Below are 15,551 nucleotides of genomic sequence, written 5' to 3' on the forward strand. Positions count from 1 at the left end.
TTTGCTGGTGGAGACCCTGCCAAAGTCTTTAAAACTTGAAATAAAAATGGTCGGAATTTCTTCCGACCATGACTACTGTAATAGGTAGCTTTTTTTTTGGTTATAGAACGCTGATTTTCTTTCAAAAAAAGTGTCCCTTTTAATGCTAATACTGCTCATAAAATAGTGTTGGTGCACTAGAAGGAATGTTAAGCTGTTTTTATTTCCCAAAAAAGGAAACTAAAATATGGTTTCGGTAGCGTGTGCTGTACTCAAACCAAAAACATAACCTTTTTATAACATCCAACTTACATCAATAGTAACATCAAAATTTAATTTTATGCATTAAAACTTAAAAATGAAAAAAAGATACTTTTTACTTTTCATATTCTTTATAATAGCCTCATTACAAGCACAACCCATATCTTTTTCTGACGCTAACTTTAAATCCAAATTAGTTCAATCCGATGTGACTAATACAATCGCACGAAACTTATCCGATGATTATTTTGCAATTGATGTTAATAAAAATGGAGAAATAGAACTTAATGAGGCCGCACAAGTAAGTTATTTGGAACTCAATAATTCTGAAATTACCTCCTTATTGGGAATTGAAAATTTTATAAATTTAGTAACTATAGAATGCAGCAATAATGCAATTAGCAATTTGGATATCAGTCATTTAAAAATTCTAACCGATTTAGTTTGTGATAACAATAATCTAGTTACACTTACCCTAAACGGGGCAACTAATCTTCAAAATCTGTATTGTCAATCCAATCAATTAACGACCTTAAATGCAAACGATTTATTGAATCTACTCACCCTAAATTGTAGTGATAATAAACTGACTACTTTGAGTGTAAACAATTTGAATAACCTTCAATCACTACTTTGTAATAGCAATGCCATTTCTACTTTGAATTTAGATGATTTAATTAGCTTATTGACACTAGATTGTAGTTCGAATAGTTTAACTGCACTTGATTTCAGCAAAATTACTAATATAGTGAGTTTGAACTGTAATTTTAATTTGCTCTCCACCCTTACTGTTACTAGTTTGTTGAATTTAAATAATTTAGCTTGCAGTACTAACAAATTAACAACATTAACTGTAGCAGGATTAGAGAACATAACTACTTTAAACTGCAATAATAACCAGTTAACTACTCTAAATACTTCCAATTTAGATGCCCTAACGTATTTGTATTGTGCCAATAATAATTTGCAATCACTGCTTGTTACTGAACTAAAAAATCTAAAAGTGTTGGATTGTAATACCAACAAGATTCAAACAGTAGACCTAAATGGGCTTACAAACCTCCAATCATTATATTGCAACAACAACATCCTTAATACGCTGAACACCAACAATCAAACACAATTACAAACATTGCTAGTTGCTAATAATAACCTCAATACTCTTTTTCTAAAAAATGGAAGCAGCGAGGGTTTTCTTGACTTTTCAGGAAACCCAAATCTAAACTATATTTGTGCCGATGAACTTGAAACAGCCTATATTGAGGAAGAAATTCTAAATAATAACTATACAAATTGCGAAGTGAATTCATACTGTATCTTTGTTCCAGGAGGAAATTATTACAGCATTGAAGGCAGTAATAAATATGATAGTAATTCTACTGGTTGTGACGTTTTGGATATTAATTTTCAAAATCTCAAAGTATTACTTGATGATGGAATTACCAAAACCAATTTTATTGCCAATACAACTGGCTTTTATTCTTTTGGTTTAACTGCAGGAACGTATACGCTACAGCCACAACTTGAAAATCCAAATTATTACACAATTACACCAGCAAGTAGTACCGTTACTTTTCCAGATGCAGGAACTTCCTTTAATTCCTCATTTTGCATTGCACCAAATGGCAATCACAGTGATTTAGAAATAAACATTTTGCCATTAGACAATGCTAGAGCCAGTTTTGACAGCAGTTACAAAATCGTTTATAAAAACAAAGGAACCGTTATACAATCTGGAGTTGTTTCGTTAAATTTTGATGGCAACGCGTTAAATGTAACAACAACAAATCCTCTAATTTCCTCACAAAGTGCCACTAACTTGATGTGGAATTTTACAAATTTGAAACCACAAGAAACACAAACAATAACAGTAACCTTTAAAGTTAAAAGCACTATTCCTGCTGATTATCAATTAAATTATAGTACCAATATTACCAATGTGCTCGACATAACACCTGCTGATAATAGCTTTCAATTGACCCAAGTTGTTGCGACTATTTTAAATAAAAATGCTAAAATTTGCTTGGAAGGCCATTCCATAACACCCGAAAATCTAGGAGACTATTTGCATTATATGATTCGTTTTGAAAATTCAGGTTCCACCATTGCCAAAAATATAGTAGTTGAAGATATAATCGATACATCAAAGTTTGACATAACCACACTTATCCCTCTTTATTCCAGCAATTCATTTACTACAAAAATAACTAACACTAATAATGTTGCTTTTTTATTCGAAAACATTAATTTACCTTTTGCTGAAAATACCAATAAAGGCTATGTTGCTTTTAAAATTAAAACAAAAACTTCCGTTTCAAATATTGAAAAAATAAACAATTCGGCACAAGTATATTTCGATTACGAGGCACCTATTACGACAAATACGGCTACAACGAGTATTCAAACGTTACAAGTTGAAGAAAATAATTTTTCTGATTTTTTTACAGTTTATCCGAACCCAGTTAAAGACAATTTGAATCTAATTTCAAAAAATCAATCCGAAATAAATTCTATCGAAATTTACAACACACTCGGGCAACTCCTTCAAACCTTCATATCACCCAAAACAACTGCAATCATTCCTGTTTCTGGACTAAAAAAAGGACTGTACATTCTAAAAATAAGTGCCGTAAATGGAAATTGGTCAACACAATTCCTAAAAGAATAATCAATAAAAAAACACATAATTGAGCTATCTCTTTTTGAGATTTCTATTTTGGAATTTTTTTGGGGGATTTGTTTTTTATCTTTTGCTTTTTAAAAAAAATCACGTTTTCTGTTTTTTCTTTTTAGCGGCAGGAAATAGCACATTATTCAAAATCAAACGGTAGCCTGGGGAATTGGGATGCAAATCCAAAACGGTAGCTGGATCCCCCACTTGATGCTGAAAATCTTCAGGATCATGACCTGAATAAAAGGTAAACATTCCTTTTCCTTTTTCGCCATGAATGTATCGCGCTTCGCCATTGAGTTCACAGGTTCCTAAAATAAGCACATTGGATTTGATAAATTCAGGATCAAAAGCCGTAGTTTGCCCCATAAATCCTTTGACGAGTTGGGTGTGATTTTGACACAACATACTCGGAATCGGATCCCATTTTGCCGAGAATTCCATCAATGTAAAATAATCTTTCTCCATGGGAATTCGGCGTTTCTGGGTCATATCAATATCCGAAAACTCATATTGTTCTGGTTTTCGTTCCAAAGTAAAATTTTTGAAAGCAAAGGAATTTCCGTAATTTAATTTCGATTGGTAATTTGCCTCACTGGCATCCCCGTCAAACATGGCTTCGCAAATATCAACGCCATCAGCAGCCAAGGCAATATCAAAACTATCGGTTGCGGAACACATGGCAAACATAAAACCGCCTCCTACAACAAAATCTCTTATTTTTTTGGCAACTGCTCCTTTTTCCTGCGAAACTTTGCTGTATCCCAGTTGCGTTGCAAGCGCTTCGGAAGTTGCTTTTTGTTCTAAATACCATGGCGCATTTTTGTATGCACCATAAAATTTTCCGTATTGCCCCGTAAAATCCTCGTGATGCAAATGCAACCAATCGTAAAGCAAAAGCTGATCGTTCAAGACCTCTTCGTCATAAATTGGGGTAAATGGAATTTCGGCATAAGTCAAAACTAATGTTACTGCGTCGTCCCAAGGATGCTTGCCTTTGGGAGTATATACGGCGATTTTGGGTGCTTTTTCTAGAATTACTGTTTCCATATTTTGGGAGGGACTCGAAATTTCGTTCAAAATTGCCGCTTCCTCACCATCCGAAAGGATTTCAAAACTCACACCCCGAATTTGGCATTCTTTCCTGATTTCAGTCGCATCTGGCAATAAGAAGGAACCGCCACGGTAGTTGAGTAACCAACTGGCTTTATAGTTCTTATCCAAACACCAATAGGTAATTCCGTAGGCTTTCAGGTGGTTTTGTTGTGTGGTTTCGTCCATTGGCAGCAAAATAAAGGAGGCTTTAGCACCAAATGAAACCAACAAAAACAGAATATACAGTAAAGGTTTGGGTAGCATTGTGATTTTTTTTACCAAAGATAAAAGGAAGTAGCGCTTTTTTTTAATTCTAGTTACAAAAATTCATTTTTTTTAAATCCAAAATCCAAAACACTACGTATATCAGAGTAAAAACCGGTTTATAAACCCATACAATACTGCACATGTGCAATAGTATTGGTATTAAATAGAAATAGATATGCCCAAGAAAACCATAAAAAATCCGTTCAAAAACCCCAACAACCTACGCAAAATAGGAATTGGTTTGTTCCTATTGCTACTGGCTGTTTTTTATATTCTGTCTATTGAATTTCTTTTTCTTTAAATGAGGGAAGTTTTTCGTTACTAGTTAATACCAAAAATATAAAGAAGGCAGCTACATTATGAAAACAAGGTTGCAAATTATTTTTTTTCCACAGATTATATTGCTTTTCAGAAATTAAAAAGAAAAGTTAAATAGAATTGTGTGGCTAAAAGTATTAAAACGGAACATCGCTGTCATCGTTGTTATTCAAATTGCTTCCAAAAGCTTCATTTGGAGATGGCAAGTTTTTAAACGGATTGTCGTCATGACCTAAATTCATGGTCGATGGCAAATAATCATCGCCACCTGAATAATCTTCAAGATTGTCAAATTTACCCAGATTACCAATAAATTTCAATCGGATGTTTTCGAGCGAACCATTCCTGTGTTTGGCAATAATAAACTCGGCTTGACCAGCTGTTGGCGATTGTTCATCATCGTCCCATTCGTCAATTTTATAATATTCAGGTCGGTAAATAAAGGAAACAATATCTGCATCTTGCTCAATTGCACCCGATTCCCGAAGATCCGAAAGCAGTGGTCTCTTACTAGAACCACGGGTTTCAACAGCACGGGACAACTGGGACAATGCAATTACTGGAACGCTTAATTCCTTGGCCAATGCTTTTAAGTTTCTAGAAATTGTAGAAATTTCTTGCTCTCTATTCCCGCCCCCTTTTCCGTTTCCTCCGGCAGTCATCAATTGCAAATAATCGACAATGATTAGTTTTATGCCGTGTTGCGAGGCCAAACGTCTGCATTTTGCACGCAAGTCAAAAATAGAAAGTGAGGGTGAATCATCGATATACAAAGGAGCTTTTTCTAGATTTTTTACTTTGGTACTCAATTGTTCCCACTCGTGTTTTTCTAGTTTTCCAGTACGCAATTTCTCTGATGACAAACCGGTTTCGGAGGATATCAACCTTGTAATCAACTGAACCGAAGACATCTCGAGGGAGAATAAAGCAACCGGTTTTCCAAAATCGATAGCGATATTTCGAGCCATTGAAAGTACAAACGCAGTATTATGAGTTACGGTCATATCCTCTAAAAGAAATAATCTATTTCCGTCTATTTCGAAACCATAATAATCATCAACAATATCAGCCTCTACTTGAATTCCTGTAACTTTCCAATCTATCTTGGTAGTGCCTTTTCTGGCTTTTTTACGCTCAATTTTGGTAGGAATGGAATCTAAATTGCCAAAAATCCTAATTCTAAAAGCTTCTCCTTCAAAACCTGTGGCTTTAATTGAAGTTTTTTTCTTTTTTAAAGAGGTTCTAAAGCCTAACGAATCACAAAGGAATTTTATTTGTTGTGCTAGTAGTTCATTCTTTTGAACAATTTCAAAACAGTTAAATTCCGATGAGTAATGCCCATCCGAATCTATAATTCCTGCTAAAAGTTCCAATCGGTTTTTTGTGGCATTCACTAAATACTGTTGCGGAATGTGTTTGTTCTGAATCAAATTTAGTTGTCGCAATTCTGTTTGAATACAAGTATTAAATTCTTCAGAAACATATTTATTTCGGTTTATGATTGAATAATTTGCGGTTCTGTTTTCCTGTAAATAAGTGACCAACTCTGACTCTAATTGCGTGGCATATTCATTAAGGTATGCCACAACTTCGTTATCAATATTTGTGATTCTTTGGCTGTAGGAATGACCGTCACCCAACCACAATCCTAAATAATAAGGTTCTAATGGTAGGTTTTTTTCTTCGAATTCGACCGCAACTTTATATCCTTTATAATTAGATTTGAATTTATCTGATTTAGTTAAATAGTCTTTAACCGTAATATTGAGGACATCCCCTTTCTTGTGATTGCCTTCATTTCTACTTCTTTTTAAAGATAAAATATGACTTTCGTTCACTCGATAAGACATCGCTTTATTTTGATGAATCCAATACATTTGCTCTCGTCCACGGGCAATTGATAGCACTTTTCGTGGCGTAGAGTCATCTCCCATCAATAAATCACCTTGTTGAATAGCTTCCACTTTTTGCAACGAACCATCAAATAGCAAGACTTTTGTCCCTTTTCCTAAACATTTCCCCATCCCAGGTCGAGCCGCAATAATGATTAAATCACTTGGTTGCCAACCCGAGGTAATCTTGTCTAACTTCTCGAATCCCGTGGCGATTCCGCTTAATCCTTCTTGACCAGCTATTTCTTCGATTCGTTTTTTGGCTTGCAGCACTAAACTTTGTGCAGTTTCGGAACTACGTTTGACATTTCCCTGTGTAACTTCATAAAGTTTCGATTCGGCTTTGTCTAATAAATCAAAAACATCAGTTGTTTCATCGTAGGATTCTTCTATAATTTCGGAGGAAATCCGTATCAAACTGCGTTGAATAAATTTTTGTAGAATGATTCGAGAGTGAAATTCGATGTGCGCCGAGGACGAAATTTTTTGCGTAAGCTGAATTAAATAAAAATCCCCTCCAGAGAGATCCAATTTGGCATTTTTGCGGAGCTGCGCCGAAACTGTTAATAAGTCAATGGGTTGCGAATCCGTAAAGAGCTGAACGATAGCCTCAAAGATATGTTTGTGTGCTTCTTTATAAAAAGCATCGGGTTGTAAAATATCAATTACCTCATCAACTCCTTTTTTATCAATCATCATGGCGCCAAGCACAGCCTCTTCTAGGTCTAATACTTGCGGAGGTAATTTGCCTTTTTCAAGGTTAATGATTGTTGTTTTATCGACCTTTATAGGGCTAATGTTTTTGAAGTTTTCCATGGAGCGAAAGTAACTAAAAATTAAAAAAAATAGCTATTGAGTTATTACTAAAAAATGTTTATAAACTGGCATTCGTTGTTAATAACCCAAAAAAAATCCGAAACGGTAAGGCTTCGGACTGTAATTGAATTTGTACTATTTTACTCTTTAAAATCACCCATTTTGGTGTATTTGTCCATCCTTTGAGCAATTAAATCGGCTGTTGATAAGTCTTTCAATTCATTGTACCCTTTCATGATATATTGCTCTACCGTTTTGAAAGTCGTGGCACGATCATAATGGGCGCCACCCAAAGGTTCTGGTATAATATCGTCTACTAATTTTTGTTTTTTCATATCGGAGGAAGTTAGTTTCAGGGCTTCGGCTGCTTGCTCTTTATACTCCCAACTTTTCCATAAAATGGAGGAACACGATTCAGGTGAAATTACCGAGTACCATGTGTTTTCGAGCATGTATACTTTATCTCCAACACCTATTCCTAAAGCACCTCCTGATGCTCCTTCGCCAACAATAATAGTAATAATAGGCACTTTCAAACGTACCATTTCAAAAATATTTCTTGCTATGGCTTCGCCTTGTCCCCGTTCTTCGGCTTCTAAACCTGGGTAAGCACCGGGAGTATCGATTAAAGTCAATACTGGGATTCCAAATTTCTCGGCCATTTTCATCAATCGCAAGGCTTTTCTATAGCCTTCGGGATTTGCCATTCCAAAATTTCGATACTGACGAGTTTTGGTATTAGTCCCTTTTTGTTGTCCAACAATCATAAAGGATTGTCCTGCAATTTTGCCTAAACCACCAATCATGGCTTTATCATCTTTAAAACCTCTATCGCCATGCAATTCTAGGAATGTGTCGCCACAAAGTGCTTTTATATGATCTAAAGTATAGGGTCTATTGGGGTGTCGTGAGAGTTGTACTCGTTGCCAAGCCGTTAAATGCTTGTATATATGACGCTTGGTTTCTTCTAATTTTTTGTTGATTTGCTTGCACGTATTGGTGACATCAACATCCGATTCTTTACCAATAACGACGCATTTTTCTAACTGCTCTTCTAACTCTTTTATAGGAAGCTCAAAATCTAAATATTCCATAGGATTTGTGCGTTTTATTTTTGTTTTTAAATTTATTTTGGAACTGCAAATATAAAATTTAAAATCGTTCCAAAAGATTATTTTTTATTTAACTCAAAATTAATTGCTTCTTAATACCTCTTATTCTGATTTTTTTTGATAGTGTTTCATCACGCCATTTAGCACTACTGTGATCACAATGATACCTGCGCCAATATAAAATTCAGTGCTCATTTTTTCTTTTCCGCCAATGATAAAATAGGCCAAAATAATGCCGTAAACCGGTTCCAGATTCGTAGTCAACATCACCGTGTAGGGCGTTAATCGCTGCATTACTTTGACCGAAGCCGTAAAGGCATAAGCAGTACAAACCGAGGCCAAAAGGAGTAGTAAAATCCAATTTTTGGTCGTTAGCATAAAAAAATCGCTGCTGAAATTTCCTTTGCCAATAAAATAGAGCGTTATAAATGTAAACCCAGCCAAAAATTCATAAAAAGAAATCACCGATGGATCGTGATTGGCTATTAATTTTCCGTTAATCAAAGTGAACACAACCCCAAGTATAATGGACACCAAAGCCAGCAACATACCGTTGACATAATTGATTTCGACTTGCATAATCAACCCCAATCCAGCAATGATAATGAGTCCAAAAAAGACTTCGTACCAGAGCACTTTTCGACCATAAAAAATAGGTTCCAGCAGCGAAGCAAAAAAGGCTCCCAACGAAAAAACCGAAAGTGTTATGGAAACTGTGGAGCATTTTATAGCTGCAAAAAAAAAGATCCAGTGCAACGCAATAAGCAAACCCACAAAAATTAATTGTAGGACTGCGCTAAAGGATATTTGGAACGATTTTTTTTTGATTCCTAAAAACAGAGCCAAAAAAATCGTAGCAAAACCCATTCTATACCAAACCAAAAAATCAGACGGAATGGTAATCAAAGCGCCTAAAATGGCGGTAAACCCCCAAATAAAAACAATTAAGTGCAGGTTTAAGTAACTTTTTAAATTATCGTTTCGCATTTCGAAGTAAGTAAATGGCTAAAATGCCAAAGAAAATATTAGGCAACCAAACGGCCAATAAGGGCGAAAAAGTAGATTTTTCGGCAATGGTTCCAAAAATTTTATCAAAAAACACAAACGCAAATGCCAAAGCGATTCCTATAGCTAAATTAGTTCCCATTCCGCCACGACGCTTCATAGCCGATACAGAAACAGCAATTATCGTTAAGATAAAAGCCGAAACCGGAACGCTAAATTTCTTGTATAAAACTACCAAATACACATTGATATTCGAGGAACCTCGCTTGCGCTCTTTGTCGATAAAAGCATTTAATTTACCTAAACTTAAGGTTTCGGCGATATAAATTACGGGAGTCAAATCCTCCAAGTCGAAACTGAATTTGACCTTTTTTTCGGGTGCTTTTTCAATAACATCTCCCATTTCGCCCAGCGTTCGTTTGGTGTAATCGTAGAGCGTATAATTTTTTTCTTTCGGATTCCATTTGATTCTGGTAGCGGTAATTTTATACTGCAATTGTTCTTTTTTGAACTTCTCTAACGAAAAATTAAAAGCCATTTTGGAATCCGAATTGTAACTATTTACATAAATAAATTCGGTGTCGCTTATTTGCCGGTAAACATCGGCATTGTCGCCGTGCATGAGTTCCTTTCCGCCATTTCGAAGATACGTATATCTAAAATTATTAAATCCTTCACTCGAAACGGGCACCACGTAAAACCCCATTAATAACACAAAAACAGAAATAATCGACGCTCCTATAATATAAGGTCGCAAAAATCGGGTAAACGAGATTCCAGAACCTAGAATGGCAATAATTTCGGTATCGTTAGCAAGTTTGGAGGTAAACCAAATAATAGACAAAAACAAAAATATAGGAAATAATGAACTAGCAAAATAAATAGTAAAATGATAATAATAAATGGCTATTTGCACAAAGGGAACTTTGTTTTCAAGCATTTTATTAATCTTCTCCGATACATCCACTACAATTCCGATAGGGATAAACAGCAATAGCATCACCGCAAAAGTGGCTAAATACCGTTTTAGAATGTACTTGTCGATTATGGTTAATTGCATACCGTAGCAGTTGGAAGTTATTGGTTATAAGTTGTAGGTTATGCGGAAGTTAAATTGCTTTTTTACTTTAATTATTGCTTAACTTAATTGCTACAATCGTTGGCTCATGTTTTTTACCATCATTTCTTTCCAAGGTCTAAAATCGCCTGCTAGTATGTGTTTTCTAGCCTCACGAACCAGCCACATATAAAACCCAAGATTATGAATTGTGGCAATTTGTTTTCCTAAATACTCATTGGCGGCAAAAAGGTGACGCAGGTAGGCTTTGGAATATTCGGTGTCAACATAGGTAATTGCCATTTCGTCTATTGGAGAGAAATCGGCTTCCCATTTTTTATTTTTAATATTAATGCTTCCATTTGCGGTAAATAGCATGCCGTTTCTAGCGTTACGGGTAGGCATTACACAATCGAACATGTCAATTCCCAAAGCAATATTTTCAAGAATATTAATGGGTGTTCCTACTCCCATTAAGTAGCGGGGTTTATCCTCGGGCAAAACCTCACAAACCACTTCGGTCATGGCATACATTTCCTCGGCAGGCTCGCCCACAGATAATCCACCAATGGCGTTTCCTTGTTGGTTGGAATTGGCAATATATTCGGCTGATTGTCGGCGTAAATCTTTATAAGTACTTCCTTGAATAATTGGAAAAAAAGTCTGCTCATATCCATATTTGTATGGCAACGTATCCAAATGATTGATGCAGCGATCCAACCAACGGTGCGTCATGTGCATGGAGCGCTGTGCATAGCGGTAATCACATGGGTAAGGCGTACATTCGTCAAAAGCCATGATAATATCGGCACCTATGGTACGCTGAATTTCCATTACGTTCTCGGGAGTAAAAAAGTGGTAGGAACCATCAATATGCGATTTAAACTTTACGCCTTCCTCTTTAATTTTTCGGTTGGCCGAAAGCGAATACACTTGATACCCACCAGAATCGGTCAAAATATTGCGATCCCAATTCATAAATTTATGTAAACCACCTGCTTTTTCGAGAATTTCTGTTTGCGGACGCAGGTATAAATGGTAGGTATTTCCTAGTATAATATCAGGATTAATATCGTTTTTCAACTCGCGTTGGTGTACTCCTTTTACAGACCCCACAGTCCCTACAGGCATAAAAATAGGTGTTTCAATCACACCGTGATCTGTAGTTATGCTTCCAGCTCTTGCTTTGGATTGGGGATCGGTTTTTAATAAATCAAATTTCATATTCTCGTTTTTCTCCCGACCATTCGGGATGGCAAAGATAAGGTAATTAGACAATTTGAAAATTAGATAATTTAAAAAATTACGAGGGATACTTGCAAACATTTTTAAGGTTATGCAATTAACACTATTATGCAACAAAAAGAATACTCGGACGCTACTAACTTTAATCCATTTTCAATAAATTAATTTTGGTTTAAAATGAAAAATTATTCTAAAAAGTAGTGTAGCAAAAACACAAAGTGGCTTTTTCCATCAAATCCTTTGAAAAAAAGATCCAAAATCCATCAACTAAAAAACGTATCTTTAGCTTTCTATTTTTTTATAAATAGGATTTTATTTTAACCAAAACCATTTCAAAAATGAAAATCAAATTCCTAATCTGCTTCTTTCTTCCTTTGCTACTAATGAGTTTGCAATCCAAACCAACCGAAACCGAAGCCATCAAAAAACTACTCGAAACCGAAGCCGCAACTTGGCGCTCTGGCGATAGCAAAACCCATGCCGCTTGCTGGCACCTACAACCCTACAGCAGGATATTAGTTTCGACTCCTGACGGCGCTACCTATGATGTTCCGCCAATAAACATGACACAACCCATACCAAATCCCACTGGTGGTTATGCAGTAGGTTCTAATTTTAAAATGAACATACAAGGCAAAACGGCTTGGGTAAGTCACGATGAGGAATCTACCGCAAAGGATGGCAGCAAAAGCTATTCCTACGAAATCCGATTACTCGAAAAAATAAAGGGCCAATGGAAACTAGTGGGTCAATCCATTCATTTGTACAAAAAAGGATAAAACAAGTGACGCCATTTGGACTGTTTTGTGTAACAAATGTTACATTCGGACTGGAATCCCAATTGTATTTTTGCCAACAAAAAATACACCCAAAAACAAAATCCCAATGAATGTTGAAAAATTAATACGAGAAAACCACGGCACAATAGTAGACGTACGAACACCCGAAGAATTCCTGGGCGGTCATATAGCACACGCTATAAACTTCCCTTTGAGCGAAATTCAGCAACGAATGGAAGAATTACAAAAACTAAAAACACCATTAATATTGTGTTGTACCTCTGGAAATCGCAGTAGCCAAGCACAACATTTTTTGTCGCAACACGGTTTTGAATGCTACAATGGCGGCTCTTGGTTACAAGTTAATTTTTTGCAATCGCAAGCCAATAAAATAAACTAATTAACAATCATCCTATAATGTCGTGTTTCAAAAATTTGACAAAATGGAGCAATAGATTGATTTTGAACTAGTATTGACCATATTGCTTCTTTTGACTTTACGACTTTTAAACCTTCGACTTATTTAAAATGATCAACATACTCAAAAAAATTTTGGGATTAGGCAACACTGTCAATTTCCCAGAATTGCTAGAACAAGGAGCACTTATTATCGATGTTCGTAGCCAAAACGAATTTGCCAACGGACATTTAAAAGGAGCCATAAACATCCCTGTTGGTACTCTAAAAAACAATTTACCACAACGCAACAATCAAAACAAACCCATAATAACGTGTTGTGCCTCTGGAATGCGAAGTGCTGCTGCCAAAAAAATCCTAACTTCCAATGGATATTCCCAAGTTTACAATGGCGGTGGCTGGAGTAGTTTGCAAGATAAAATACAAACAAGACTTTAAAAAATGCGGTTACAAAATCAATGCTAGAAGTGTTTAAAGTATTGATTTTTAAAAACGCCTCTTGAAATCCTCATTACAAATAATTCTATTGAATTCATTTGTCTTACGCCAAAATAAAAATTACTTTTGCGGGAGTTTAACTTTTACACACAAAATGAAGCCTAACACACAACAATTAAACGATTTAACTATCCAAGTAAGAAGAGATATTCTTCGAATGGTACACGCTGTCAATTCAGGTCACCCTGGTGGTTCTCTAGGATGTACCGAATTTTTAGTAGCCTTGTACCAAAACCTGATGGATCGCAAAGAAGGATTTGATATGAACGGTCTGGGAGAAGACTTGTTTTTCCTTTCAAACGGCCATATTTCACCTGTATTTTACAGCGTTTTGGCTAGAAGCGGCTATTTTCCAGTAGCTGAATTGGCAACTTTTCGTTTAATAAATACGAGATTACAAGGACACCCAACAACGCATGATGCTTTACCTGGCGTACGTATTGCTTCAGGATCTTTGGGACAAGGATTATCGGTAGGAATTGGGGCTGCACAAGCCAAAAAGCTAAACGGTGATAACCACCTTATTTATACACTTCACGGTGATGGCGAATTGCAAGAAGGTCAAAACTGGGAAGCCATCATGTATGCTTCGGCCAAAAAAGTAGACAATATTATTGCAACTATCGACCTTAACGGAAAACAAATTGACGGTACTACCGATGAAGTTTTGTGTATGGGAAGCATTCGTGCTAAATTTGAAGCTTTTGATTGGGACGTTCTTGAAATTACAGAAGGAAACAACCTCGAGGCAATTATTGCTGGAATGACAGAGGCAAAATCAAGAACAGGAAAAGGAAAACCAGTTTGTGTATTGTTGCATACCGAAATGGGCAACGGTGTAGATTTTATGATGTACAGTCATGCTTGGCATGGTAAAGCACCTAATAATGACCAATTAGCAAACGCTTTGAGTCAAAACACCTCTACTTTAGCCGATTACTAGAATGAAGATTGATGATTAACGATTTCTAATTTTTTAAGAATTCTTTGATCCTTCAATTTTTTAATCTTTCAATAAAATTAAAAAATGAAAAAATATACAAATACAGGAAGTAAAGATACTCGTTCAGGTTTTGGAGCGGGAATGACAGAATTAGGGCAAACCAATGAAAACGTAGTAGCACTTTGCGCAGATTTAATTGGATCCTTAAAATTTGATGATTTCAAGAAAAATCATCCAGAACGTTTTTTCCAAATTGGAATTGCCGAGGCCAACATGATTGGAATTGCAGCAGGACTAACCATTGGAGGAAAAATTCCATTTACGGGAACTTTCGCTAACTTTTCTACCGGAAGAGTGTATGATCAAATTCGTCAATCGGTTGCGTATTCTGATAAAAATGTAAAAATTTGTGCCTCTCACGCAGGATTAACTCTTGGTGAAGACGGCGCAACACACCAAATCCTAGAAGATATTGGATTGATGAAAATGTTACCAGGCATGACCGTAATCAACACATGTGATTACAATCAAACCAAAGCGGCTACACTAGCTCTAGCTAAACATCATGGCCCAGCTTACTTGCGTTTTGGGCGTCCTGTAGTGCCTAACTTTATGCCTGCAGACGAGGAATTCGTAATAGGAAAAGCAATTGTATTAAGCGAAGGAACTGATGTGACAATTGTTGCAACAGGACATTTGGTTTGGGAAGCATTAATAGCCGCAGAAGCATTGGAAGCCAAAGGTATTTCTGCCGAAGTAATCAACATTCACACCATTAAACCTTTAGACGAAGAAGCGATTCTAAAATCATTGGCAAAAACAAACTGTATCGTTACTGCCGAAGAACATAATATTCTTGGTGGTCTTGGCGAAAGCATCTCTAGAGTTTTGGCATTAAACCAACCCTCACCTCAAGAGTTTGTTGCCGTTAATGATAGCTTTGGCGAAAGCGGAACTCCAGAACAACTCATGGAAAAATACAAACTAAACAATCAAGCGATTGTTGCCGCTGTAGAAAAAGTATTGGCTAGAAAATAATAGGTAGTTTTTGAAAAGTGTAAAACTTTAAAAAATATGCAAAAAAATCCCGTTACATTTTATTGTAACGGGATTTTTTATGGTTCTTCGCCTAAATTAGTGGAAAGTTATAAAAAGGTTTAATTTTAGGGTATGGAATTAGACGGATTAGGGATTTT

General features: G+C 36.0%; 12 protein-coding genes. 6 read left to right on the forward strand and 6 right to left on the reverse strand.

Features of this window, described 5'->3' with window-relative positions:
- The first annotated feature begins 337 nt into the window (after positions 1-337).
- Positions 338-2,908: a DUF7619 domain-containing protein gene (locus FNW21_RS15395; protein ID WP_144257643.1), complete on the forward strand. Its 2,571-nt coding sequence runs from the start codon at positions 338-340 to the stop codon at positions 2,906-2,908.
- A gap of 99 nt (positions 2,909-3,007) precedes the next feature.
- Here the strand turns inward: FNW21_RS15395 and FNW21_RS15400 are convergent, their stop codons facing one another.
- The 6 genes from FNW21_RS15400 to tgt form a co-directional block, all read right to left on the reverse strand.
- The gene (locus tag FNW21_RS15400) at positions 3,008-4,270 is read right to left on the reverse strand and encodes an asparagine synthetase B (RefSeq protein WP_144257644.1); all 1,263 of its coding nucleotides are present in this window, start codon (positions 4,268-4,270) and stop codon (positions 3,008-3,010) included.
- 458 nt (positions 4,271-4,728) lie between these two features.
- Complete coding sequence (gene dnaB / locus FNW21_RS15405; protein ID WP_144257645.1) at positions 4,729-7,299, reverse strand: replicative DNA helicase; 2,571 nt, start codon at positions 7,297-7,299, stop codon at positions 4,729-4,731.
- Between the two features lie 140 nt (positions 7,300-7,439).
- Positions 7,440-8,393, reverse strand: a complete 954-nt coding sequence (locus FNW21_RS15410; RefSeq protein ID WP_144257646.1) for an acetyl-CoA carboxylase carboxyltransferase subunit alpha — start codon at positions 8,391-8,393, stop codon at positions 7,440-7,442.
- Between the two features lie 120 nt (positions 8,394-8,513).
- A complete protein-coding gene (locus FNW21_RS15415) occupies positions 8,514-9,398 on the reverse strand; it encodes a DMT family transporter (RefSeq protein ID WP_144257647.1) in 885 nt (294 codons plus the stop codon).
- On the reverse strand, positions 9,385-10,476 hold the full coding sequence (locus FNW21_RS15420) for an LptF/LptG family permease (protein ID WP_144257648.1): 1,092 nt from the start codon (positions 10,474-10,476) through the stop codon (positions 9,385-9,387). The genes FNW21_RS15415 and FNW21_RS15420 overlap by 14 nt, the downstream gene beginning before the upstream one ends.
- Before the next feature lie 90 nt (positions 10,477-10,566).
- A complete protein-coding gene (gene tgt / locus FNW21_RS15425; RefSeq protein WP_144257654.1) occupies positions 10,567-11,697 on the reverse strand; it encodes a tRNA guanosine(34) transglycosylase Tgt in 1,131 nt (376 codons plus the stop codon).
- 359 nt (positions 11,698-12,056) lie between these two features.
- Between tgt and FNW21_RS15430 the strand changes: the two genes are divergently transcribed.
- The 5 genes from FNW21_RS15430 to FNW21_RS15450 all read left to right on the forward strand — a co-directional run bounded on the left by FNW21_RS15430 (position 12,057) and on the right by FNW21_RS15450 (position 15,393).
- On the forward strand, positions 12,057-12,497 hold the full coding sequence (locus FNW21_RS15430; protein WP_144257649.1) for an endo-arabinase: 441 nt from the start codon (positions 12,057-12,059) through the stop codon (positions 12,495-12,497).
- 106 nt (positions 12,498-12,603) lie between these two features.
- Positions 12,604-12,897 carry a rhodanese-like domain-containing protein gene (locus FNW21_RS15435; RefSeq protein WP_144257650.1) on the forward strand — a complete coding sequence of 98 codons (294 nt, stop codon included), beginning with the start codon at positions 12,604-12,606 and terminating at the stop codon, positions 12,895-12,897.
- 128 nt (positions 12,898-13,025) lie between these two features.
- Positions 13,026-13,352 (forward strand): rhodanese-like domain-containing protein, encoded by a 327-nt coding sequence (locus FNW21_RS15440; RefSeq protein WP_144257651.1) that lies wholly within the window; start codon positions 13,026-13,028, stop codon positions 13,350-13,352.
- Between the two features lie 154 nt (positions 13,353-13,506).
- On the forward strand, positions 13,507-14,355 hold the full coding sequence (locus FNW21_RS15445; RefSeq protein ID WP_144257652.1) for a transketolase: 849 nt from the start codon (positions 13,507-13,509) through the stop codon (positions 14,353-14,355).
- A gap of 84 nt (positions 14,356-14,439) precedes the next feature.
- Positions 14,440-15,393, forward strand: coding sequence for a transketolase family protein (locus tag FNW21_RS15450; protein ID WP_144257653.1), 954 nt, complete (start codon positions 14,440-14,442; stop codon positions 15,391-15,393).
- Positions 15,394-15,551 lie beyond the last annotated feature (158 nt).

The sequence above is a fragment of the Flavobacterium restrictum genome (assembly GCF_007097245.1).
Lineage (GTDB): Bacteria > Bacteroidota > Bacteroidia > Flavobacteriales > Flavobacteriaceae > Flavobacterium > Flavobacterium restrictum.

Bases quoted from the DNA above. Each gene is read 5' to 3' on its own strand.
- FNW21_RS15395 (WP_144257643.1), top strand. From the start codon at position 338: ATGAAAAAAAGATACTTTTTACTTTTCATATTCTTTATAATAGCCTCA.
- FNW21_RS15400 (WP_144257644.1), bottom strand. From the start codon at position 4,270: ATGCTACCCAAACCTTTACTGTATATTCTGTTTTTGTTGGTTTCATTT.
- dnaB (WP_144257645.1), bottom strand. From the start codon at position 7,299: ATGGAAAACTTCAAAAACATTAGCCCTATAAAGGTCGATAAAACAACA.
- FNW21_RS15410 (WP_144257646.1), bottom strand. From the start codon at position 8,393: ATGGAATATTTAGATTTTGAGCTTCCTATAAAAGAGTTAGAAGAGCAG.
- FNW21_RS15415 (WP_144257647.1), bottom strand. From the start codon at position 9,398: ATGCGAAACGATAATTTAAAAAGTTACTTAAACCTGCACTTAATTGTT.
- FNW21_RS15420 (WP_144257648.1), bottom strand. From the start codon at position 10,476: ATGCAATTAACCATAATCGACAAGTACATTCTAAAACGGTATTTAGCC.
- tgt (WP_144257654.1), bottom strand. From the start codon at position 11,697: ATGAAATTTGATTTATTAAAAACCGATCCCCAATCCAAAGCAAGAGCT.
- FNW21_RS15430 (WP_144257649.1), top strand. From the start codon at position 12,057: ATGAAAATCAAATTCCTAATCTGCTTCTTTCTTCCTTTGCTACTAATG.
- FNW21_RS15435 (WP_144257650.1), top strand. From the start codon at position 12,604: ATGAATGTTGAAAAATTAATACGAGAAAACCACGGCACAATAGTAGAC.
- FNW21_RS15440 (WP_144257651.1), top strand. From the start codon at position 13,026: ATGATCAACATACTCAAAAAAATTTTGGGATTAGGCAACACTGTCAAT.
- FNW21_RS15445 (WP_144257652.1), top strand. From the start codon at position 13,507: ATGAAGCCTAACACACAACAATTAAACGATTTAACTATCCAAGTAAGA.
- FNW21_RS15450 (WP_144257653.1), top strand. From the start codon at position 14,440: ATGAAAAAATATACAAATACAGGAAGTAAAGATACTCGTTCAGGTTTT.